The sequence below is a fragment of the Pseudomonas sp. KH_017 genome (assembly GCF_057840285.1).
On record NZ_CM174509.1, the window covers coordinates 4,832,237 to 4,853,548 of the forward strand.

Below are 21,312 nucleotides of genomic sequence, written 5' to 3' on the forward strand. Positions count from 1 at the left end.
TGCGGGCGCCACCTGTTATTTCTGACAGTTGACTGCCAACCAGTATCAAGTGGATAAGAAGGGCTGTTCCGCCGAGCCATGGGCAAACTCACTATGCCCCACGCCAACACTCCGGCCATCCAGGTACTTGACCCGCGCGGGCTGAGCGTGCGCGGTGTGGCGTATCACCGGCGCGAGAGCGCGTCGGTACCAGAGCCTTGCATCACCCAACAGGAATATGACGGTGCCGGTCGAGCTGTTCTGAATCGTGATCCACGCCTGTTCCGTTTGCATCAAGACGGCCAGACGGCAGCCAATCAGCAAAACGTTTTCAGTCTGTCGGGCGCTGTCGTGCTTTCGCAAAACAGCGATGCCGGCTGGCGCCTGGGATTGCTCGGGGCGCATGGGCAACGTGTTGAAGGCTGGGATCAGAAACTCAGTCAGAGCCGCGTGGACTATGACCCTCAGTGCCGACCGGTGGCTGCGTTCGAGCGCGCGTGGCAAGGAGCGGAACGCTGCATCGCACGGTTCACCTATGCCGATACTGATACTGATACTGATACCAACGCCGATGCCGGCCGAAACCTGCGCGGTCAGTTGATTCGGCACGACGACACCGCCGGCACCCTGCTCTTCACCGGGTTCAGTCTGAACGCTACGCCGTTGCAGCACGGCCGCACCTTCCTCGCCGACCCGCAATGGCTGGTGGATTGGCCCGAGTCAGAGCCTGAACGCGACGCCTTGTTGGAGAACGGACCAGCCATCACTCGCCTTTATTGCAACGCCGCCAGCGAGCCCGTCAGCCAGACCGATGCATTGGGCAACCGGCAGACGTTCATTCATACCTGTGCAGGCGAACTGCGCGAAATTCGCGTGAACCTTGCCGGACAGGCCGATGAAACGGCATTGGTCCGGGACATCCAGTACAACGCATTCGGCCAGATCGAACAACAGCGTGCGGGAAACGGCGTTGTTTCATGCGCGACTTATCGGCCCGACGACGGCCGACTGAAACACTTGAAAGCCTATGTGCCAGGGCAACCGGCGTTGCAAGACCTGACCTACGAATACGACGCTGTGGGCAATGTCACCTGCATCACCGACGCCGCTGAAGCGACTCACTATCATCGCAATCAGCGCATCGAGCCGGTTAATCGCTACCGCTACGACAGCCTCTCCCGCCTGATCGAGGCCAGTGGCCGGCAATTGCGCAACGCGCCGGGTGGGCCACAGCTACCGGATTTCCAGCCCACCCCTGATCCCGGACAACTGGAAAACTACACACGTTTCTACACCTACGATGAAGCCGGCAACCTGAAGGTCGTGCAGCATCAGGCAGACAGCGCCAGCCGGATCGAACGCACGGCTGTCGCCCGGTTCAGTAATCGCAGCCTGCCCGAAAAGCCCGATGGCGAGCTGCCCGACGAAGAGGAAATTGCCGTCGGTCACGACCTGAACGGCAACCGTACCGGTCTACAACCGGGACAAACCCTGCAATGGGACCTGCGCAATCAACTGCGGCAGGTCGATCAGGTGGTTCGTGAAGATGAACCGGACGATTGCGAGTTTTATGTGTACGACGGCAGTGGCCTGCGTCAGCGAAAAATCCGTCGGGCCTACACCGGCACATTGACCCGCACCCACGAAACCCGTTACTTGCCGGGCGTGGAAGTGCGCACCTCTGCCAATGAGATCTTGCACGTAGTGACGATCAAGGCCGGACGCAGCACGGTGCAAATCCTGCACTGGCAGACTGAACCACCAGCCGGCATTTCCCGATACCAGCATCGCTACAGTTTTTCCGATCATTTGGGCTCCAGCGCCCTGGAGCTGGACGAAGCGGCCTTGCTCATCTCCCGGGAAAGTTACTACCCCTACGGCGGAACCTGCTGGTGGGCCGGGCGCAACAAACTCGAAGCCAGCTACAAGACGCTGCGCTATTGCGGCCAGGAACGGGATGCCACCGGGTTGTACTACTACGGGTTGCGCTACTACGTGCCCTGGTGCCAACGCTGGCTGAACGCGGACCCGGCGGGAGTTGCCGATGGGTTGAACCTGTTTGTCATGGTGCATGGCAATCCGATGGGACACGTCGACTTTCAGGGGCTGATCACTGTAGATGAAGTGTTTAACGCTGCCGGCGCAACGCTTGCGCGTGATGGGCTGAGTGCCTTGGCGGGTGGAACGGTCAAGTATTTTGTGGCACAGGCACTGACGCAATGGGCAACACCGTCTGACGACGCAGACAGTCAAGCCGTAGACCCTGGCCTCAACCTCGCTTTGACCGTAGCAGGCTCAATGGTGGGTACATTGGCCGGCGGATCGATGGGGATGGGTGCGGGCAGCAATATCGTCTCCCGTTACAGCAACAACCGTACCGCGCAAAGAATCGGGGCGGGTATTGGCGGTTTGTTGGGTGCTGCAGCGGGAGCAGCGGCTCCACTCTATTCATACTTGAGCAACCCTGGGGCATTGAATACGATAGCCATCAGCGTCATTAGCAGTGTGCCAGCGGGGCTGACAAGGGAAACCGGGCAACGAGTCTCCGCAGAGCTTGGCCCCCGGCTCACCCTCGCCCCGTCCGGCGTGGCAACGACCCTGCGCGCAGGCGCCTACGGGGTGTTGCTGTTTAGCGGCGGCGCCATTCAAGCAGAGTTCCCGGCCGTGGCCGCAGTAGCCGTCAGTGCGATCGTCGAAGGTCTCGATGGGGCGTCTATCGTCGGCATCAACGCATTGCGTGGAGGTACCTACGCATCAGGTACCAACCAACTATCCATGCCACATTTCTGGGAGCTGATGTATGGCTGGTCTACGCGTACAGCCGGCTCAGGCTTGACCTCCTCACTGAGGTTCATGTTCACCCCCCTGAACAGTGCGATTGAAAACGCCAATGTGCGGATGGGCCTCGTTGCAGTAATGGCAACGCCTACCGAAGCCAGAACGTATTTGGGGCAACATGTGCAGCGCGGCGTTGCCGCGCTGTTCAGATACGACGATGCGGACTTCACTCTGGACCACTTCACCCAACCGAACAGGGTGTGGACGGGACACCCGGAGATGCCCACTCACAACGACACTCCGATGATAACGTTCAGCAGGCCCCGTGCTTCGAACTCGCCTTAACGCCCCGGCGGCGTCTCACCCAACGGCACCACCGCCATGGTCAGCCGCGACACACAACTGGCCTTGCCCTCATCGCTGGTCAGCCGAATGTCCCAGACATGGGTCGTGCGGCCAATGTGGATCGGTTTGGCCACCGCCGTCACCCGTCCGCTGCGCAGACCGCGCAAATGGTTGGCGTTGATTTCCAGGCCCACGCAATAGAATTTGCTGGCATCGATGCACAGGTAGCTGGCCATGGAACCGACCGATTCGGCCAGCACCACCGAGGCACCGCCATGCAGCAAGCCGTAGGGCTGATGGGTGCGGTGATCGACGACCATGCTGGCGGTCAGGGACTCGTCGTCAAAGGCTTCGAAGCGGATGTCCAGCACTTCGCCAATGGTGTTTTTCTGGATTGCGTTCAACTGATCGATGTTCGGGGTGGTGCGCCACAGGCTCATCGCAGGGTTTCCTTGTTGGTTTTTTTCGTGAGTCAATCCTGCCACAGCACCGCTTCGCTGCGCTCGCTCCATTCCTCAAAGCGCTCACCGTAAGCCGCTTCGATCACGTTGCGCTTGATCTTCAGGGTCGGGGTGAGAAAGCCGTTTTCCACGGCCCAACTGTCCTTGACCACCACCAGGCGCCGCAGTTGTTCATGCTTGTCGAGGGCGCCGTTGACCTCTTCCAGCAGTTTTTCCAGACTCGAATGCAGGCCGGCGCGCGCGGCCCCGCCGGCATCCTGCTGGCCGACCGTCGACAACACGCACAAGCCCAGCGGCGCACTCAAGCCATCGCCCACCACGCAGACCTGCTCGATGCGCGAATGCACGGCCAGGCGATTTTCAATCGGTGCCGGAGCCACGTATTTGCCTTTGCTGGTCTTGAAGATTTCCTTCAGGCGTCCGGTCAGGCGCAGATTGCCTTCGGCGTCTTGCTCGCCCTTGTCGCCGGTACGCAGGAAGCCGTCCTCGGTAATGGTGTCGGCGGTTTTTTCCGGCTCCTTGTAATACCCGAGCATGGTCGCACCACTGCGCACCATGACCTCCCCCGTCTCGGCGATCCGCACTTCGACCTCCGGACACGGTTTGCCGATCCAGCCCGGTTTGTTCTGGCCCGGGATGCCGATGTGGGAGTAACCGCAACTCTCGGTCATGCCGTAGACCTCCAGCACATCCAGCCCCAGTTTGCGGTACCACTGCAGCAAGGTCTGCGGCACCGGAGCTGCGCCGGACAACGCGATGCGCAACGCATCCAGCCCCAACCCGGCGAGGACTTTATGCCCGACCCGTTTGCCGATGATCGGCAGGCCGAGCAGGAAGTCGAGACGTTTTGCCGGGATCTTGCTGTACACGCCCATCTGGAATTTGGTCCAGATACGCGGCACGCCAAACAGTGCGGTCGGGCGCGCACGCTGCAGATCGGAGAGGAACGTGTCCAGGCTCTCGGCGAAAAACACCGTTTGGCCGGTATAGATCGACGCCAGTTCGACGAACATCCGCTCGGCAACGTGGCACAGCGGCAGGTAGGACAACAACCGGTCCGACTCGTTGAGGCCGAACAACGCAGTGCCGCGTGAGGTGGCGAACCCTAGATTGCCGAAGCTGTGCATCACGCCCTTGGGCATGCCCGTGGTGCCGGACGTGTAAATGATGGTCGCCAGTTGATCGGCGGCAGGTTTCGGATCGTCCTGGATTGGCGAGCTGAGTTGCAAGTCGGCCCAACTGAAATCGAACGTACCCGACGGATGCAGCGGCAGGCTGATGGTCGGCAGGTCGGGGCTGACGCCACGGGACATGCCCGGCCAGTCGTCGAGCTTGCCGATGAATGCCAGCGCCGCCTCCGAATGTTCGAGTACCTGGGAAACGGTCTCGGCGGTGAGATTGGGGTACAACGGCACCGACACATGCCCGGCCATCCAGATCGCCAGGTCGGCAATGATCCAGTGCGCACAGTTCTTCGAGATCAGGGCGATATGGCTGCCCTGCGGCAGATCCCGCGCTCGCAACCAATGGGCCGCGCAACGGGCCTGGTGGCCGACGTCCGCCCAGGTCAAAGTCTCGACCTGGCCACCGCCGACAGGCTGGACCAGAAAGCGCTGACGGGGATGACGGGCCTCACGTTCGTAGAAAACGTCCAGTGGCAAACGAAAAGCAGCAGACATGCGACTCGCTCCTGTGATTTTGGTCTGGAGCAAGCGTAGCCAACCAAGCAAGTGCTTGGTTGACTATTTCATACAAAAATTTTCGGGTTATGACGTACCTGTGGGAGCGTGGCTTGCCCGCGATGCAGGCTCCGCGGTTTATCAGGCATAACCGAGTCGATGCCTTCGCGGGCAAGCCACGCTCCCACAGAAAAGCTGCGCTAAGGGTGCTTGATGCTGTTGAGCCTCATCGACCCGACCACCAACTCATTGCTCTCGAGCTCGGCCAGGCCGGCGGTGCTGACCCGCTCCGGTGGATGTCCAGCGCCATGTTGCAAGTAACTCAACAAATTCCCCACCAGCGGATTGTGGCTGACCAGCAGGACATCGCTCACCGCCACCATTTGCTCGGCGACCTTGTCCGGCTCAGTGTCCGGCGTCAGCCACTCGACGGTGCGGATCTCCGGCTCGAACCCCAAAACCTCGCGCACCAGATGCGCGGTCTCCTGCGCTCGCAGGTACGGGCTGGCATAGATCGCCGTCAACGGCTGCCCCATCAACTGCTCGGCGCTGCGCAGCACTTCCTTACGACCGTGGTCCGTCAGCTCCCGCTCCGAATCGTGGGGGCGGGAGCCGTGCGGTACAGCTTCACCATGACGCAATACCCAGAGTTTCATAGCTTGGGTTCCTCATCTCGAGCCGGATGCGGTGCCGGTGCCACGACATGCGGCGCCTCACCTTCCGGTGTACGCGGCGTCGGCCAGTCGGCGAACGGCCAGGGCTTCTGGTCGCTGTGAAAGCTGCCGAAACGACCGATCTGCGCCAGAAACTGGCTCAGGCTGTCGCCGAAATTCATCAAGCTGGCGCTTGGGGCGCCATAGAACAAACGATAGATCAACTGCACCAGCACGACGGCGCCGAGGATGAACTGCGCCACTTGCCACACCAGCACGAAGACGATCATCCACAGCACCCGCAGCAGGATGGACTCGTACTTGGCTTCTACTTTTGGATCGTTCATGCGCAACTCCCTGCTTTTCTGGCAAGCGTGATTAGTTGAAACCACTGGTGGAAATAAAGTCGACGTCGGTTTTCGGCTCGCCACGCATTAACAGGCCGATGACCTGCTCCAGCGTGCGCCCCTCGAACAGGATCGCGTGCAGCCCGGCGACCAGCGGCATGTACACGCCAACCTCCTGGGCCTTGGCCTTGAGCACTTTAAGGGTATTGACCCCTTCGGCGACTTCGCCCAGGCGCGTGACGGCCTCGTCCAGGCTCAGGCCCTGGCCGAGGGCGAAGCCGACCTGATAGTTGCGGCTCTTGGGCGACGAACAGGTCACGATCAGATCGCCCACGCCCGCCAGTCCCAGGAAGGTCATCGGGTTGGCGCCCTGATTCACCGCGAAGCGGGTCATTTCCGCCAATGCCCGGGTGATCAGCATGCTCTTGGTATTTTCCCCCATGCCCAGTGCCACCGCCATGCCGGCGATGATCGCGTAGACATTTTTCAACGCCCCGCCCAGCTCCACGCCGAAACGGTCGGCGCTGGCGTACACACGAAAGGTACGGCCGTGCAGTGCGGCCTGAACCTGCTGGCAGAGTTCGTCGTCTTCACTGGCGACCACCGTGGCAGTCAGTGCATGTTCGGCGATTTCGCGGGCCAGGTTGGGCCCGGACAGGACGCCGATGCGTGCCTGCGGGGCGATCTCTTCGAGGATCTCGCTCATCAACTTGAATGTGTGGGCTTCGATGCCTTTGGTCAGGCTCACCAGCAATTTGCCGGTCAAGCGTTCGGCGTGCGGCACCAGCACCGAGCGCAGTGCGCTGGAGGGCAATGCGACAAAACACAGGTCACAGGCGTCCAGGGTGGCTTGCAGGTCGGTGACCGGTGTGACGCCGGGCAGAATCTTGATGCCTTTGAGGTAACGCGGGTTCTCGCGATTGACCCGGATGGCCTCGGCCTGTTCGGGGTCACGCATCCACTGAAGGACCTGATGCCCGTTCTCGGCCAGCAGATTAGCCACGGCGGTTCCAAAACTTCCGCCTCCCAGGACCGCAATCGGGCGCTGTTCAGTCATATGCAATCCGTTAATCCATACCAGTGGCGATGTCGGCATTATACGGGGCAGCCCACCGGCGGCCAGCCCCGACATCAAATACCTGCACCCGCAGGAAGAAGACCGATAAAACCGAGGAAAATGCAGACATCGTGAATGGAAAAGTCATTCGGCTCGGTTAACATGCGCGCCATCGATCACTGACAGGAATGTGTTGTGTCTCCGGGCTCTCCTTCACCGCATTCGCCTCTGGTACTGGCGCTGATATTCAGCTCGCCAGTGCTGGCCGACGACTTGTTCCTGGACAGCGAACCGCTGCCGCAAGTGCTCACCGCCACACGTCTGAAGCAGTCGCCGGCGGCGGTTCCGGGAAGCATGACGGTGATCGACAGCGCCCTGATCCATGCCAGCGGTGCCCGCGACATCAGCGAACTGCTGCGCCTGGTGCCGGGGATGATGGTCGGCAACATCAGCGGCAACCAGGCAGCGGTGAACTACCACGGCACCAACGCGACTGAAGCGCGACGCATGCAAGTGCTGATCGACGGGCGCTCGGTGTATCGCGCCGGCCTGTCCACCGTCGACTGGAGCGACATTCCGGTGGCCATGGAAGACATCGAGCGCATCGAGGTCTTTCGCGGGCCGAATACCGTCAGCTACGGCGCCAATGCCCTGATGGCGGTGGTCAACATCATTACCCGGCGGCCGGCTGACAGTCACGGTACGCGCATGAAGGTCACCCGGGGCCAGCGCGGCATCAACGATTTTTACGCCAGCCAGGGCCTGGGCTGGGAAGACGGTGACTTGCGCCTGTCCCTGTCCGGCCAGCAAGACGACGGTTTCGACACCGATCGAACCGGCGCGGACTACCATGACAGCCGTCGCCTCGATCGCTTCAATCTCGCCGTCAGCCAGAACCTCGACGAACGGCAAAGCCTCGATTGGCAATTGAATGCCAAGGACGGCACCAACCAACGACCCTATACCTACCGCCCGGTGTTCCCGGGGATTACCCGCGCGGGCAACGACTCCGACGTCACCGCCAAGGACTACGCCGGGTCCTTGCGCTGGAATCTGGACGTCAATCCCGACCACAGCCTTTATATCCAGGGTTCGGCGCAACACTGGGATCGCCAGCAAACCTGGCGCGCCTGTGACGCTGAAATATCGTTCAGCCCGCAACTGACCGAACTCTGGCAATTGAACCCGAACTACACCGAACGCCTGGCCCGCAATATCACGCGTTTCATCGGTCCTGGTGCGCCGGCCGGCACGCCCGCCGAACAGGCGCTGGCCAACCAGGTACTCGATCAATGGCGCAACGGCGCGAGCCAGACGGTTTGCGGCGACATCGACCAGAGCACACGGGAATCGCGCTACGACCTCGAACTGCAGGACACCCTGAGCCTTGCCGATAACCTGCGGCTGGTCAGCGGGATGAACTATCGTTACGACCGGGCGGATTCCGAGACCTACTTCAATGGCACTCTCGATGACACGATCTGGCGGGCGTTCGGCCAGTTCGAGTGGCGTGCCACCGAACACTGGCTGCTGCAAGGCGGTGCCATGTTCGAGGACAGCCGGTTGACCGGCAGCTCGCTGACACCTCGCATGGCAGTCAACTACCTGATCAACCCGCGCCACGGCTTGCGTGCGGTGTACTCCGAGGCCATCCGTTCGCCGGACATGTTCGAGAACAACGTCAACTGGAGTTATCAGGTCACCAACCTCAGACCCGGTGCCTTTGGCCAGTCCAGCGCCCGCTATTTCGTCAAGACCCGTGGCCCCGGCGACCTCGATCAAGAGCGCATGCGCTCCCGGGAGCTGGGCTACAACGGCTATTTCCCCGGACCGGGGCTGGCGCTCGACGTGAAGCTGTTCCACGACGAAATCACCGGCATGATCAGTGAACCGCTGCGCAACAATCAGTACATCGCCAGCAACGCCAACAAAGCGCGTTTTTCGGGGGGCGAAACCCAGCTCGACTGGCGTGTCGGCAGCCTCGATCGCCTGCGACTGACCTATGCCTACGTCGATGCCGACGCCAGCAACCCGCTGGATGCCAGGCAGACGGCAAACAACAGTGGTTCGGCCGGATGGCTGCGCGATTGGGGCCAAGGCTGGAACAGTGCGCTTTTCTATTACGGCGATGACGCCCTCAACGGCTACCGCTTCGAACGGGTCGATGCGCGCATCGCCAAACGCTTCGCCTTGGGCAAGGCCAGCCTGGAACTGGCCGGGGTGCTCCAGCAACGGCTGGACAATCAGCCAACCACCTTCATCGACAACAATTATGACCAGCGCCACGTGATGTATTTCAGCGCGGAGCTGGAGCTTTAAGATGCCGTATCGTCCGGCCTGGAAAGCGCCGCCCCTGCGCCGGCTGCTGGTCGTGCTTTGTCTATTGTTCAGCAGCATGCTCGGTAGCCTGCCGGGTAACGCGGCCGACATTTTGCTCACGGGGGCCGAAGACAGCCCCGGTGTGCGGGCGTTTACCCACGCCCTGAGCGAGTTGCGCCCGCGCGATAACGTCCGATTCCAGACACTGGCCAGTTTGCCGATACCGGACAAACTGCCGGAAAACATCCGTTTGATACTGCTCGACCTGCCCAGCCTCGACTGGCGCCTGCAGGACGCCCAGGGCCCGGCGACACTGGTGTTGCGCATCAGCCGCCTGCAAGCCCGGCAACGCTTGAACAACACCCTGCCTGCGCGTCTTTCCCTGCTATGGAGCGATCCACCATTGGACCGCCAGTTGCGCTTGACCCGCACCCTGTTGCCCCAAGCCAGACGCATCGGCGTGCTCTACGACAACCACAGTGAATTCCTCTTGAATGAGCTGCGTCAGGCCGCCCTCCCCTTGGGTCTGGAAGTGGTCACCCAGCGCTGGGACAACATTCACGACAGTCGTCCGTTACAGGCCCTGCTGAATAACAGCGACGTGTTGCTGGGCCTGGACGATGCCGACCTGTACAACCCGCAAACCGCAAAGAACCTGCTGCTGAGCAGCTATTCACGGCAAATCGCGCTGATCGGACCCAACGCAGGCTTCGTCAAGGCCGGAAGCCTGGCGAGCACCTACAGCGATCAGAGCGACTGGCTGGCGATCCTCGACGAATTGCTCGACCGGCCACCGGCCACCTGGCCGCGCACGCACTATCCCCATCGATTCAAAGTCGCGAGCAATCCGCAGGTGGCGCGTTCATTGGGTATCGAAGAGATAAACGACGCGTCGGTCGCCACACTGCTGGCTGAAGGAGAACGCCGCCCATGAACTTTCGCCGTCGCTGGGACATCAATACTCGCACCCAACTCATCAGCCTCGGCCCTGCTCTGCTGCTGACCTTGTTGCTGATCAGCTTCTTCACGTTCGTGCGCATCCAGGATCTGCGTCAGGAAATCACCCACACCGGCCAGTTGATCGCCAATCAACTGGCCCCGGCCACCGAGTACGGAGTGATTTCGGGCAACATCGAAGTGCTCGAAACTTTGCTCAAGGCGACGCTGGCCACACCTAACGTGAGCTTTCTGGAAATCCAGGACAGCGCCAGCCGGGTTCTGGTGTACGTCGAACAACCGAGCGAACACTACAATCGCGCGCAACAGCTCGAAGTGTTCCAGGCACCGATACGGCTCCAGCGCATCGCGTTGCACAACGATTTTTTCCAGAGCAGCAAAACCGCCAGCGTGGCCCCCACCGAAGACTATCTCGGCCGGGTGATCGTCGGGCTGTCCAACGATGCCTTCAGCCGGCGCCAGCAGGAAATCGTGCTCAAGGCCGCCATTCTGGCCCTGTTTGCCCTGCTGTTTACCTTCTTCCTGGCGCGGCGTCTGGCGGGCAGCCTGTCGCAACCGATCCGTGATATCGGCAATGCGGTCAAGGCGATCCAGGACGGCGACTACAAGACACCGCTGCCGATTGTCGACGACACCGAGCTGGGGGCGCTGTCGCAACATATCAACAACCTCGCCAGCGGTCTCGAGCAAGCCAGCCGCGAACAGCATCAGGCCATGGCGCAGTTGATCCAGACCCGCGAAGAAGCGGAAAAGGCCAACAACGCCAAATCCGACTTCCTCGCCATGATGAGCCATGAACTGCGCACGCCGATGAATGGCGTACTGGGCATGCTGCAGTTGCTGGAAACCACCGACATGACCGAGGAACAGCTCGAGTACGCGGCGCTGGCCTCGGAATCCACCGAGCACTTGCTCAAGGTCATCAACGACATCCTGGATTTCTCGCGGATCGAACGTTCGGAGCTGGAACTGGAGCACATTGCGTTCAACCTCGTCGAACTGATCGGCAGTTGCGCCCAGTCGTTCCAGCACAGCGCCGCGCAACGCGGTCTCGACCTGCAACTGATGATCCCCGATGACATGCGCGGCTTGCAGGTCAAGGGCGACCCGACGCGGATCCGGCAGATACTGGTCAACCTGATCGGCAATGCGCTGAAGTTCACCGAGCAGGGCCGCGTCACCATCGAGGCACAGTGGCAGTCGCTGGACCACGAGTTGCTGTGGTTCACCTGCACCGTGCGTGACAGCGGCATCGGCATCCCGGCGCAAAGCCTGGAATTGATGTTCGACGCGTTCCAGCAGGCCGACAGCTCCATTTCAAGGCGCTACGGCGGCACAGGGCTGGGCCTGCCGATTGCCCGTACCCTCGCCGAACGCATGGGTGGCACCTTGCGCGCGCAGAGTGAGGAAGGCCGCGGTTCGGTATTCACCCTGGAAATCCCCCTGGCACTGCACCAGCAGACGCAGCCACTGTTGCCCCCGCGCACGCAAACCGGCAACAGCGGCGGCGAAGGGTGCAATGTGCTGCTGGTCGAAGACAACCCGGTCAACCAGACGGTCATCGAAGCGATGTTGCGCAGCCTGGGCTTCAAGGTCAGTGTCGCCGCCGACGGCGCGCAGGCGGTACGCAGTGCCGAGAGCCTGATTTTCGAAGCGATCCTGATGGATTGCCGCTTGCCGATCATCGATGGTTATGAAGCCACCCGACAAATCCGCAAGCTACCCGGTTGCACCGACCTGCCGATTATCGCCCTGACCGCCAATGCCTTGCAGGGTGACCGCGAAGCCTGCTTGTCGGCGGGGATGAACGATTACCTGGCCAAGCCGTTCAAACGGACTGATCTGCAGCAAATTCTGCAGCGATGGGTGCAGTAGTACAGGCCTTTCGAGCATCTGCGACTGGCGTGAAAGGCGAAAGTGCGGCAGTCTTAAGCCCCCGAACAGGCCCGAAAAGGGGCTTGAATAATAATTTCAGTGCACAAGTGTACATTCATGTCCTTGGTGCTGTGACTTTCACCACAACGCAATAGTCTATGAGTAGGCTGCCGGTTCGAGGCATGAACGCTTCGATCGGCCGGGAAGATTTGCCCCACCTGCCGCATGGGACTATTGAGGAGCTCGCATGACCAAACAAAACGCCTTTACCCGGGAAGACCTGCTGCGCTGCAGTCGCGGTGAGCTGTTCGGCCCTGGTAACGCGCAACTGCCCGCCCCGAACATGCTGATGGTTGATCGCATCACCCTGATCAGCGAAGAAGGTGGCAAGTACGGCAAAGGTGAATTGGTCGCCGAGCTGGATATCAATCCGGACCTGTGGTTCTTCGCCTGCCACTTCGAAGGCGATCCGGTGATGCCGGGCTGCCTGGGCCTCGACGCCATGTGGCAACTGGTCGGCTTCTTCCTGGGCTGGCAAGGCCTGCCGGGCCGTGGCCGTGCGCTGGGTTCGGGCGAAGTGAAATTCTTCGGCCAGGTCCTGCCAACCGCCAAGAAAGTCACCTATAACATTCATATCAAGCGCGTCCTCAAGGGCAAGCTGAACCTGGCCATTGCCGACGGTTCGGTGACTGTCGACGGTCGCGAAATCTACACCGCCGAAGGCCTCCGGGTCGGCGTGTTCACCTCCACTGACAACTTCTAAGGGTTATCCGCATGCGCCGCGTCGTTATCACTGGTCTGGGCATCGTTTCTTGCCTGGGCAATGACAAAGAGACCGTCTCCGCTAACCTGCGTGCAAGCCGCCCTGGCATCCGGTTCAACCCGGAATATGCCGAAATGGGTCTGCGTAGCCAGGTTTCCGGCTCCATTGACCTCAACCTTGAAGAACTGATCGATCGCAAGATCTATCGCTTCGTCGGCCACGCGGCAGCTTATGCCTACCTGGCCATGAAAGACGCCATCACCGACTCCGGCCTGACCGAAGAGCAGGTGTCCAACCCGCGTACCGGCCTGATCGCCGGTTCCGGTGGCGCATCGACCCTGAACCAGATGGAAGCGCTGGACATCCTGCGCGAGAAAGGCGTCAAGCGCGTCGGCCCATACCGCGTAACGCGGACCATGAGCAGCACCGTTTCCGCTTGCCTGGCCACTCCGTTCAAGATCAAGGGCCTGAACTACTCCATCGCTTCTGCCTGCGCCACCAGTGCTCACTGCATCGGTACCGCCATGGAACAGATCCAGATGGGCAAGCAGGACATCGTCTTCGCCGGCGGCGGTGAAGAAGAGCACTGGAGCCAGTCGTTCCTGTTCGACGCCATGGGCGCCCTGTCCAGCAAGCGCAACGACACTCCGGAAAAAGCTTCCCGTGCCTACGACGCCGACCGTGACGGTTTCGTCATCGCCGGCGGTGGCGGCATGGTCGTGGTTGAAGAGTTGGAACACGCTCTGGCCCGCGGCGCGAAGATCTACGCGGAAATCGTCGGCTACGGCGCGACCTCCGACGGCTACGACATGGTCGCCCCGAGCGGCGAAGGCGCGATCCGCTGCATGCAGCAGGCGCTCTCCACCGTCGATACCCCGATCGACTACCTGAACACCCACGGCACCTCGACTCCGGTCGGCGACGTCGCGGAAATGAAAGGTGTGCGTGAAGTGTTCGGCGACAAGGCTCCGGCCATCAGCTCCACCAAGAGCCTGTCGGGTCACTCCCTGGGCGCCGCCGGCGTTCACGAAGCGATCTACTGCATGCTGATGATGGAAGGCAACTTCATCGCCGGTTCCGCCAACATCGACGAGCTGGACCCTGAAGTGGCCGATCTGCCGGTGCTGACCAAGACCCGCGAAAACGCCACCATCAACACCGTGATGAGCAACAGCTTCGGTTTCGGTGGCACCAACGCCACGCTGGTACTGAAGCGCTGGCAGGGTAAGTAATACCCCCGCCATAACGCCGCACATGAAAACGCCCCGACTGGTTCGGGGCGTTTTTTTTGCCTGCAAAAAATGGAAAACGCCGCAATCCTTGTGGGGGCGGGCTTGCCCGCAAAGGCGTCGTGTCAGCTGATACCTGCATTGACTGATACACCGCATTCGCGGGCAAGCCCGCTCCCACAGGTTCGGTGCTAGACCCGCGATTTCCTTCCTCGCAAACATGAAACCTTTGTCATAAAACTCAAGGCCCTGCGACTGAATGTCACGTATTCCGGGGGCTGCAGGACTTTCTCAAGATTTGCAAAAGTCTGTTTCCAAATCGAAGAGTTTACTTAGCAAGCTACCAAACCCTATAACAGAGGCCTGCACATGCCTTGCTGCAGATAACAGAGATTGGAGCTAGCAGATGACTGTAAAAGTAACTGAACGCGACGATTCACATAAATCCCACGAGGGTGTAGCCGCCGGTATCCGGATCTGGGATGTGCACCAACAAGACCTGCTGGTCGGGATGTTCCATTGCGAGACCGATGCGCAAAACTACAAGGCCGAACTGGAAACCCTGGAGCAGCAACGCGAATTGCGTTCCGCATAGGCAAACACAGCATTGAAAGCGACAAACCCCGCCATGAGCGGGGTTTGTCGTATTGCAGCCTTCAGCGTGTTACCACATCAGATCATCAGGGATTTTATAGGCGGCGTACGGATCATCCTCGACACTCACTTCTTCAGTCTGCACATTCAACTGCACGATGCGTTGCGGGTCGCGCTCCTGAATCTTCAGCGCCGCCTCGCGCGGAATCACTTCGTAGCTGCCAGCGTGATGCACGATGGCCAGCGAACCGCTGCTGAGCTTGTTGCGCATCAGGGTGTTGACGGAAATGCGCTTGACCTTCTTGTCGTCGACGAAGTTGTAGTAATCCTCGGTCGTCAATTTCGGCAGGCGCGAGACTTCGATCAATTGCTTGACCTGCGCGGCACGGGCCTTGGCCTCAGCCTTTTCCTGCTGCTGGCGGTTGAGTTCCTGGTCGCGCTTGACCTTCTCGGCCATGGCTTCCTGTGCCGCGCGCTGCTGGGAGTCATCCAGCTCGATCTGGCCTTTGTGGGCCAGGCGCTGCTGTTTCTGCTTGTCTTTGCTGACCTGCTTGGCCTGCTTCTGGTTGACCAGCCCTGCTTTGAGCAACTGGTCGCGAAGGGAAATGCTCATGGTGCTTATTACTCACTTAGGCCACTGCTCAACCACAGCTGGGCAAATTCTTTTCCTGACGTTTGGCTTCGCCCCACAAGGCGTCCAACTCTTCGAGGGTGCAATCTTCCATGGGACGGCGGGTGTCGCGCAATGCCTGTTCGATAAAACGAAAGCGTCTTTCAAACTTGCCGTTGGCGTCACGCAGTGCGGTTTCCGGATCAACCTTGAGATGCCGCGCCAGATTGACCACGGAAAACAGCAGGTCACCGATCTCGTCGGCCACGGCCTCGGGATCATTTTCCGACATAGCTTCGAGGACTTCATCGAGCTCTTCACGCACTTTATCGAGCACCGGCAAGGCGTCCGGCCAGTCGAAACCGACCTGCCCTGCGCGCTTTTGCAATTTTGCCGAGCGTGACAGCGCCGGTAATGCAGCAGGGACGTCATCAAGCAACGACAGCTGTTCGGGGGCTGAAGATTTCTCCGCGCGCTCCTCGGCCTTGATCTCCTCCCAACGCTGCTTGACCTGCTCTTCACTCAGGCGCGGGACATCCAGCGGTGCATAGAGATCGCCCGTAGGGAACACATGGGGATGACGGCGGATCAGCTTGCGGGTGATGCTGTCGACCACGCCGGCGAACTCGAAGCGCCCTTCTTCCCGGGCCAACTGGCTGTAATACACCACCTGGAACAGCAGATCGCCCAGCTCACCCTGCAAGTGATCGAAGTCACCGCGTTCGATGGCGTCGGCGACTTCATAGGCTTCTTCCAGAGTGTGGGGGACGATGGTGGCGTAAGTTTGCTTGATGTCCCACGGGCAGCCGTACTGCGGGTCGCGCAGGCGGTTCATGAGGTGCAGTAAATCTTCAAGGTTGTACATCATTATTCTGTCTCACCATAAAACCCTGTGGGAGCGGGCTTGCTCGCGAAAGCGGTACATCAGGCAACATTGATGTCGACTGACACTCCCTCTTCGCGAGCAAGCCCGCTCCCACATTGGGTCGGCGCCGGTCTTCAAGGCGTACGGTTACGCCGGGTTTCGATGATGTTCGGCAACTGGGAAATCCGCCCCAGCAACCGCCCCAATGCATCCAGCCCCGGAATCTCGATGGTCAGGGACATCAACGCGGTGTTGTCCTCTTTGTTCGAGCGGGTGTTGACCGCCAGCACGTTGATCCGCTCGTTGAGCAGTACCTGCGAAACGTCACGCAACAAACCGGAACGGTCGTAGGCGCGGATGACGATGTCCACCGGATAGGTGAGTACCGGCACCGGGCCCCAGCTGACCTGGATGATTCGCTCCGGCTCGCGCCCGCTCAGTTGCAGCACCGACGCGCAGTCCTGGCGGTGAATGCTCACGCCGCGCCCCACGGTGATGTAACCAACGATGGCATCACCCGGCAATGGTTGGCAGCAGCCGGCCATCTGGGTCATCAGGTTGCCGACGCCCTGGATCTGGATGTCGCCGCGCTTGCCCGGTTTGTAGCCGGTGGCCTTGCGCGGTATGAGTTCAAGCTGTTCGTTGCCACGCTCCGGCTCGACCAGTTGCTGCGCCAGGTTGACCAGTTGCGCCAGGCGCAAATCCCCGGCGCCGAGGGCGGCGAACAGGTCTTCGGCGGTTCTCATGTTGGCCTTGTCGGCCAGCTTGTCGAAATCCACCGCCGGCAAGCCAAGGCGATTGAGCTCGCGCTCAAGCAGGGTTTTACCGGCCGCGACGTTCTGGTCGCGAGCCTGCAACTTGAACCAGTGAACGATCTTCGCCCGTGCCCGCGACGTGGTGACGTAGCCCAGGTTCGGGTTCAGCCAGTCGCGGCTCGGGGTGCCGTGCTTGCTGGTGATGATCTCGACCTGTTCACCGGTTTGCAGGCTGTAGTTGAGCGGCACGATGCGCCCGTTGATCTTGGCGCCACGGCAGTTGTGACCGATTTCGGTGTGGACGCGGTAGGCGAAGTCCAGCGGGGTCGCGCCCTTCGGCAAGTCGATGGCGTGACCGTCCGGGGTGAAGATGTAGACCCGGTCCGGCTCGATATCGACCCGCAGCTGTTCCGCCAGGCCACCGATGTCGCCCAGCTCTTCGTGCCATTCGAGCACCTGACGCAGCCAGGAGATTTTCTCTTCGTAGTGATTGGAACCGGACTTGACGTCGGTGCCCTTGTAGCGCCAGTGCGCGCACACGCCGAGTTCGGCTTCTTCGTGCATCGCGTGGGTGCGGATCTGCACTTCCAGCACCTTGCCCTCCGGCCCGATCACCGCCGTGTGCAGCGAGCGATAGCCGTTTTCCTTGGGATTGGCGATGTAGTCGTCGAACTCTTTCGGGATGTGTCGCCACAGGGTGTGGACGATACCGAGCGCGGTGTAGCAGTCGCGCATTTCCGGCACCAGCACGCGAACGGCACGCACGTCGTAGATCTGGCTGAACTCCAGACCCTTGCGCTGCATTTTGCGCCAGATCGAATAGATGTGTTTGGCCCGGCCGCTGATGTCGGCATCGACGCCGGTGGCCTGCAATTCGTTTTTCAGCTGGCTCATCACGTCGCTGATGAAACGCTCGCGATCCAGTCGCCGCTCATGGAGCAACTTGGCGATCTGCTTGTACTGGTCCGGCTCCAGGTAACGGAAGGACAAGTCTTCCAGTTCCCACTTGATGTGACCGATACCCAGGCGATGGGCCAGTGGCGCGTAGATGTCGAAGACTTCCCGGGCCACGCGGTTGCGCTTTTCGTCGTCAGCGGTCTTCACCGCACGGATTGCGCAAGTACGCTCGGCCAGCTTGATCAGGGCGACGCGAACGTCGTCGACCATGGCCACCAGCATCTTGCGCAGGTTTTCCACCTGGCCCTGGGTGCCCAGCACCAGGGATTTGCGCGGGCTCAGGCTGTCGCTGATCGCGGCCATGCGCTGCACGCCGTCGATGAGCTTGGACACCACCGGACCGAAGCGCTGGCTGACGGCCGGCAACTTGATCTGATTTTCGCGCACGCCTCGATACAGGATCGCGGCAACCAAAGAGTCCTGGTCAAGCTTGAGGTCGGCGAGGATCTCGGCGATCTCAAGCCCGGTACGGAAAGTCGAGTTACCTTCCGACCACAGATTCTGTGCCGCATTGGCTTGTTGTTCGGCCTCGCGAGCGTACTCGCAGGCCTCTTTCAAGGCTTCGCGATCCAGTGCCAGATCGACACTGACCGCATGATCGAGCCAAGCCTCGAGATTGATACTGCCGTCGGTGTTGATCGGCTGGTGTGCTCTCACCTGTACCATCTTGCTTACCTTCCCTACGACGCAGATTCAATGCGTCAAATCGCTGACCTTCGTTGCCCGTGCGCCCACGTCGGGCTGGGTGCGCGGCTGCACGGGCGGGCCAGTCGGACCAGACGAGCATCCTAGCTCGCTTCAAATAACGCCATGGCCTCGACATGTGCCGTTTGAGGAAACATATCGAGAATCCCGGCACGTTTTAACCGGTAGCCCTGCTTGATCAATTCGACCGTGTCGCGCGCCAGCGTTGCCGGGTTGCACGACACATACACCAATCGTTCGGCGCCAAGGCTCTTGAGCTTGCGCACGACCTCGAAAGCACCGTCACGCGGTGGGTCCAAGAGTACCGCACAAAAGCCTTCGGCGGCCCATTCGGCGTCCGTCAAAGGCTGGGATAAATCGGCCTGAAAAAACTTCGCGTTATGCAGATTATTGCTAGCCGCATTCGCCGCCGCCCGATCGACCATCACCTGCACGCCTTCGACCGCCACCACTTCACGAGCGGCCTTGGCCAGCGGCAAGGCAAAGTTGCCCAGGCCGCAGAACAGATCGAGTACACGTTCATCCGCTGTCGGCTTCAACCAGTCCAGCGCCTGGGCGACCATCGCTTCGTTGACGGCGGCGTTGACCTGGATGAAATCCCCTGGCCGGTAAGCCAGTTCCAGATCCCACTGTTCCAGGCGATAACCCAACGACTGATCGGCCTCGACCGGTTGCGGTTCGCCGTCGCCATGCAGCCACAACTGGGCTTCATGGAACGCGCAGAAATCCTTGAGGATCGTCAGGTCGGCGTCGGACAACGGCGCCATGTGCCGCAGCAACACGGCCAGCGTCGAGCCGCTGAACAACTCCACATGCCCGAGTGCCTGGGGTTTGCTCAAGCGCCGCAGCATCTGGGGCAAGCGACTCATGATCGGTTGCAAGGGTTGTACCAGCACCGGGCAGTCATCAATGCCAACGATGTCCTGGCTGCCGGCGGCACGGAAACCGACTTCGAGTTTTTTCGCCTTCATGTCCCAGCGCACCGCCACGCGGGCGCGACGCCGGTAAGCGAATTCCGCACCGCTCAATGGCGCCGCCCACTCTTCGGGTTCGACGCCCGCGACCCTCGACAACTGCTCGGCGAGCATGCGCTGTTTCAGGGCAAGCTGTTCGTTGTGGGGCAGATGCTGCACGCTGCAACCGCCGCAGCGGCCGGCATGGGCGCACGGTGCCGGGCGGCGTAATTCGCTGGCCTTGAACACCCGTTCGGTGCGCGCCTCGACCACTTTGCCGTGGGCACCGAGTACCCGCGCCTCGATCTCTTCACCGGCCAATGCGCCGATGACGAACCAGGTGCGGCCTTCGAAAAACGCGATACCGCGACCGTCATTGGCCAGGCGCTCGATGGTCAGGCGCTGCTTTTTGCCGGTCGGGACTTGCGGGGCCTTGCTGCCGCCGGTGGGCTGGAAGCGCAGGCCTCTTTCATGTTTGGCCATCAGTTGGGCGCGTCGAAAATGCCGGTCGACAGGTAACGGTCGCCACGGTCGCAGATGATCGCGACGATCACCGCGTTTTCAACTTCTTTGGACAGACGCAGCATTGCCGCCACGGCACCGCCCGAGGACACGCCACAGAAAATGCCTTCTTCGCGGGCCAGACGACGGGTCACGTCTTCGGCTTCGCTTTGGGCCATGTCGACGATGCGGTCCACGCGGTCGGCCTGGTAGATCTTCGGCAGGTATTCCTGAGGCCAGCGGCGGATACCCGGGATCGCCGAGCCTTCCATCGGTTGCAGGCCGATGATCTGCACGTTGTCGTTCTGCTCCTTGAGGTAGCGCGACACGCCCATGATGGTACCGGTGGTGCCCATGGAGCTGACGAAATGGGTGATGGTGCCCTGGGTCTGGCGCCAGATTTCCGGACCGGTGGTGGTGTAGTGCGCCTCGGGGTTGTCACCGTTGGCGAACTGATCCAGCACCTTGCCGCGACCTTCGGCTTCCATCTTCTGCGCGAGGTCACGGGCGCCTTCCATGCCCTGTTCCTGGCTGACCAGAATCAGCTCGGCGCCATAGGCGGTCATGGCCGCCTTGCGTTCGGCGCTGGAGTTGTCCGGCATGATCAGGATCATCCTGTAACCCTTGATCGCAGCGGCCATGGCCAGGGCGATCCCGGTGTTGCCCGAGGTCGCCTCGATCAGCGTATCGCCGGCGTGGATCTGCCCGCGCAGTTCGGCGCGGGTGATCATCGACAGCGCCGGACGGTCCTTGACCGAACCCGCCGGGTTGTTCCCTTCGAGCTTGAGCAAAAGGGTATTGCTGGTGGCGCCGGGCAGGCGCTGCAAACGGACCAGCGGAGTGTTGCCGACGCAATCGGCGATGGTTGGGTACTGCAAGGTCATGGCGTATTCGCAATCCAGACTGCGGGGGTGCCTATCATACCGGCAA

General features: G+C 61.0%; 17 protein-coding genes. 7 read left to right on the forward strand and 10 right to left on the reverse strand.

Annotation, left to right across the window (positions count from 1 at the left end):
- Window positions 1-78 precede the first annotated feature (78 nt).
- Window positions 79-3,102, forward strand: coding sequence for an RHS repeat domain-containing protein (locus AC3IT6_RS21945; RefSeq protein WP_489352745.1), 3,024 nt, complete (start codon window positions 79-81; stop codon window positions 3,100-3,102).
- Here the strand turns inward: AC3IT6_RS21945 and AC3IT6_RS21950 are convergent.
- The 5 genes from AC3IT6_RS21950 to AC3IT6_RS21970 all read right to left on the reverse strand — a co-directional run bounded on the left by AC3IT6_RS21950 (window position 3,099) and on the right by AC3IT6_RS21970 (window position 7,299).
- Window positions 3,099-3,542: a hotdog fold thioesterase gene (locus tag AC3IT6_RS21950; protein ID WP_489352747.1), complete on the reverse strand. Its 444-nt coding sequence runs from the start codon at window positions 3,540-3,542 to the stop codon at window positions 3,099-3,101. The genes AC3IT6_RS21945 and AC3IT6_RS21950 overlap by 4 nt on opposite strands.
- A gap of 32 nt (window positions 3,543-3,574) precedes the next feature.
- A complete protein-coding gene (locus AC3IT6_RS21955; protein ID WP_489352749.1) occupies window positions 3,575-5,242 on the reverse strand; it encodes an AMP-binding protein in 1,668 nt (555 codons plus the stop codon).
- A 200-nt stretch (window positions 5,243-5,442) separates the two neighbouring features.
- A complete protein-coding gene (sixA, locus tag AC3IT6_RS21960; RefSeq protein WP_150759674.1) occupies window positions 5,443-5,898 on the reverse strand; it encodes a phosphohistidine phosphatase SixA in 456 nt (151 codons plus the stop codon).
- Window positions 5,895-6,242, reverse strand: a complete 348-nt coding sequence (locus AC3IT6_RS21965) for a DUF4389 domain-containing protein (protein ID WP_007974561.1) — start codon at window positions 6,240-6,242, stop codon at window positions 5,895-5,897. The genes sixA and AC3IT6_RS21965 overlap by 4 nt, the downstream gene beginning before the upstream one ends.
- Window positions 6,243-6,273: 31 nt before the next feature.
- Complete coding sequence (locus tag AC3IT6_RS21970; RefSeq protein WP_489352752.1) at window positions 6,274-7,299, reverse strand: NAD(P)H-dependent glycerol-3-phosphate dehydrogenase; 1,026 nt, start codon at window positions 7,297-7,299, stop codon at window positions 6,274-6,276.
- Window positions 7,300-7,494: 195 nt separating this feature from the next.
- On the opposite strand from AC3IT6_RS21970, the gene AC3IT6_RS21975 reads away from it, so the two are divergent.
- The 6 genes from AC3IT6_RS21975 to AC3IT6_RS22000 all read left to right on the forward strand — a co-directional run bounded on the left by AC3IT6_RS21975 (window position 7,495) and on the right by AC3IT6_RS22000 (window position 15,037).
- Window positions 7,495-9,618 (forward strand): TonB-dependent receptor plug domain-containing protein, encoded by a 2,124-nt coding sequence (locus tag AC3IT6_RS21975; RefSeq protein WP_489352754.1) that lies wholly within the window; start codon window positions 7,495-7,497, stop codon window positions 9,616-9,618.
- A 1-nt stretch (window position 9,619) separates the two neighbouring features.
- Entirely contained in the window at window positions 9,620-10,552 is a 933-nt protein-coding gene (locus tag AC3IT6_RS21980; RefSeq protein ID WP_489352756.1) for an ABC transporter substrate-binding protein, read from the forward strand.
- Complete coding sequence (locus AC3IT6_RS21985; RefSeq protein WP_489352758.1) at window positions 10,549-12,450, forward strand: ATP-binding protein; 1,902 nt, start codon at window positions 10,549-10,551, stop codon at window positions 12,448-12,450. Before AC3IT6_RS21980 ends, AC3IT6_RS21985 begins: the two co-directional genes overlap by 4 nt.
- Before the next feature lie 247 nt (window positions 12,451-12,697).
- Entirely contained in the window at window positions 12,698-13,213 is a 516-nt protein-coding gene (gene fabA / locus AC3IT6_RS21990) for a 3-hydroxyacyl-[acyl-carrier-protein] dehydratase FabA (RefSeq protein WP_003227150.1), read from the forward strand.
- 11 nt (window positions 13,214-13,224) lie between these two features.
- Complete coding sequence (fabB, locus tag AC3IT6_RS21995) at window positions 13,225-14,445, forward strand: beta-ketoacyl-ACP synthase I (RefSeq protein ID WP_046042997.1); 1,221 nt, start codon at window positions 13,225-13,227, stop codon at window positions 14,443-14,445.
- 403 nt (window positions 14,446-14,848) lie between these two features.
- Window positions 14,849-15,037 carry a hypothetical protein gene (locus AC3IT6_RS22000; RefSeq protein ID WP_489352760.1) on the forward strand — a complete coding sequence of 63 codons (189 nt, stop codon included), beginning with the start codon at window positions 14,849-14,851 and terminating at the stop codon, window positions 15,035-15,037.
- A gap of 69 nt (window positions 15,038-15,106) precedes the next feature.
- On the opposite strand, the gene AC3IT6_RS22005 is transcribed toward AC3IT6_RS22000, so the two are convergent.
- The 5 genes from AC3IT6_RS22005 to cysM all read right to left on the reverse strand — a co-directional run bounded on the left by AC3IT6_RS22005 (window position 15,107) and on the right by cysM (window position 21,266).
- Window positions 15,107-15,649, reverse strand: a complete 543-nt coding sequence (locus AC3IT6_RS22005) for a DUF2058 domain-containing protein (RefSeq protein ID WP_489352762.1) — start codon at window positions 15,647-15,649, stop codon at window positions 15,107-15,109.
- A 28-nt stretch (window positions 15,650-15,677) separates the two neighbouring features.
- Window positions 15,678-16,511 (reverse strand): nucleoside triphosphate pyrophosphohydrolase, encoded by an 834-nt coding sequence (gene mazG, locus AC3IT6_RS22010; RefSeq protein ID WP_489356644.1) that lies wholly within the window; start codon window positions 16,509-16,511, stop codon window positions 15,678-15,680.
- 134 nt (window positions 16,512-16,645) lie between these two features.
- Window positions 16,646-18,889 (reverse strand): GTP diphosphokinase, encoded by a 2,244-nt coding sequence (gene relA, locus AC3IT6_RS22015; protein ID WP_489352764.1) that lies wholly within the window; start codon window positions 18,887-18,889, stop codon window positions 16,646-16,648.
- Between the two features lie 122 nt (window positions 18,890-19,011).
- Window positions 19,012-20,364, reverse strand: coding sequence for a 23S rRNA (uracil(1939)-C(5))-methyltransferase RlmD (gene rlmD / locus AC3IT6_RS22020; RefSeq protein WP_458370274.1), 1,353 nt, complete (start codon window positions 20,362-20,364; stop codon window positions 19,012-19,014).
- Window positions 20,364-21,266, reverse strand: coding sequence for a cysteine synthase CysM (gene cysM / locus AC3IT6_RS22025; RefSeq protein ID WP_046043004.1), 903 nt, complete (start codon window positions 21,264-21,266; stop codon window positions 20,364-20,366). Before cysM ends, rlmD begins: the two co-directional genes overlap by 1 nt.
- Window positions 21,267-21,312 lie beyond the last annotated feature (46 nt).

What these genes read in the sequence shown, in the direction of transcription:
- rlmD (WP_458370274.1), bottom strand. Translation starts at nt 20,364, where the DNA reads ATGGCCAAACATGAAAGAGGCCTGCGCTTCCAGCCCACCGGCGGCAGC.
- AC3IT6_RS21965 (WP_007974561.1), bottom strand. Translation starts at nt 6,242, where the DNA reads ATGAACGATCCAAAAGTAGAAGCCAAGTACGAGTCCATCCTGCTGCGG.
- AC3IT6_RS21980 (WP_489352756.1), top strand. Translation starts at nt 9,620, where the DNA reads ATGCCGTATCGTCCGGCCTGGAAAGCGCCGCCCCTGCGCCGGCTGCTG.
- fabA (WP_003227150.1), top strand. Translation starts at nt 12,698, where the DNA reads ATGACCAAACAAAACGCCTTTACCCGGGAAGACCTGCTGCGCTGCAGT.
- AC3IT6_RS22000 (WP_489352760.1), top strand. Translation starts at nt 14,849, where the DNA reads ATGACTGTAAAAGTAACTGAACGCGACGATTCACATAAATCCCACGAG.
- AC3IT6_RS21985 (WP_489352758.1), top strand. Translation starts at nt 10,549, where the DNA reads ATGAACTTTCGCCGTCGCTGGGACATCAATACTCGCACCCAACTCATC.
- relA (WP_489352764.1), bottom strand. Translation starts at nt 18,889, where the DNA reads ATGGTACAGGTGAGAGCACACCAGCCGATCAACACCGACGGCAGTATC.
- mazG (WP_489356644.1), bottom strand. Translation starts at nt 16,511, where the DNA reads ATGTACAACCTTGAAGATTTACTGCACCTCATGAACCGCCTGCGCGAC.
- AC3IT6_RS21945 (WP_489352745.1), top strand. Translation starts at nt 79, where the DNA reads ATGGGCAAACTCACTATGCCCCACGCCAACACTCCGGCCATCCAGGTA.
- AC3IT6_RS21950 (WP_489352747.1), bottom strand. Translation starts at nt 3,542, where the DNA reads ATGAGCCTGTGGCGCACCACCCCGAACATCGATCAGTTGAACGCAATC.
- AC3IT6_RS21955 (WP_489352749.1), bottom strand. Translation starts at nt 5,242, where the DNA reads ATGTCTGCTGCTTTTCGTTTGCCACTGGACGTTTTCTACGAACGTGAG.
- AC3IT6_RS22005 (WP_489352762.1), bottom strand. Translation starts at nt 15,649, where the DNA reads ATGAGCATTTCCCTTCGCGACCAGTTGCTCAAAGCAGGGCTGGTCAAC.
- fabB (WP_046042997.1), top strand. Translation starts at nt 13,225, where the DNA reads ATGCGCCGCGTCGTTATCACTGGTCTGGGCATCGTTTCTTGCCTGGGC.
- AC3IT6_RS21970 (WP_489352752.1), bottom strand. Translation starts at nt 7,299, where the DNA reads ATGACTGAACAGCGCCCGATTGCGGTCCTGGGAGGCGGAAGTTTTGGA.
- cysM (WP_046043004.1), bottom strand. Translation starts at nt 21,266, where the DNA reads ATGACCTTGCAGTACCCAACCATCGCCGATTGCGTCGGCAACACTCCG.
- sixA (WP_150759674.1), bottom strand. Translation starts at nt 5,898, where the DNA reads ATGAAACTCTGGGTATTGCGTCATGGTGAAGCTGTACCGCACGGCTCC.